The sequence below is a fragment of the Serratia sp. MMO-28 genome, from assembly GCF_037199905.1.
Classification (GTDB): Bacteria; Pseudomonadota; Gammaproteobacteria; order Enterobacterales; family Enterobacteriaceae; genus Chania; species Chania oryzae.
Genome location: NZ_JBBCVB010000128.1, coordinates 1 through 229, shown reverse-complemented (window position 1 = coordinate 229; position 229 = coordinate 1). Strand labels below are relative to the sequence as shown.

Genomic DNA, 229 nt, shown 5'->3' with positions numbered 1-229 from the left:
CAGATTGACGTTGGCCGCCGAGGTGCCCAGATTATTGGCCGTGCTGACCGTCAATGCTCCATTTGCATTGACGGCGTGGGTGCCGCTGAAGGTGTTGCTGCCGCTCAGGGTGATGGCCGCATCGGTATTGATGACGCCGGCCCCGCTCAGCAGATTGGCCAGGGTATCTGCCGCGTTCAGCGTCAGCGTGCCGCCGACCTCCACCGCGCTGGTGCCCAACGCATTGGCC

General features: G+C 64.2%; 1 protein-coding gene. It reads right to left on the bottom strand.

The window, feature by feature from the left end; all coding sequences use genetic code 11:
• On the bottom strand, nt 1-229 hold a 229-nt coding region (locus WG891_RS27190), incomplete at both ends, for a hypothetical protein (RefSeq protein ID WP_337265251.1).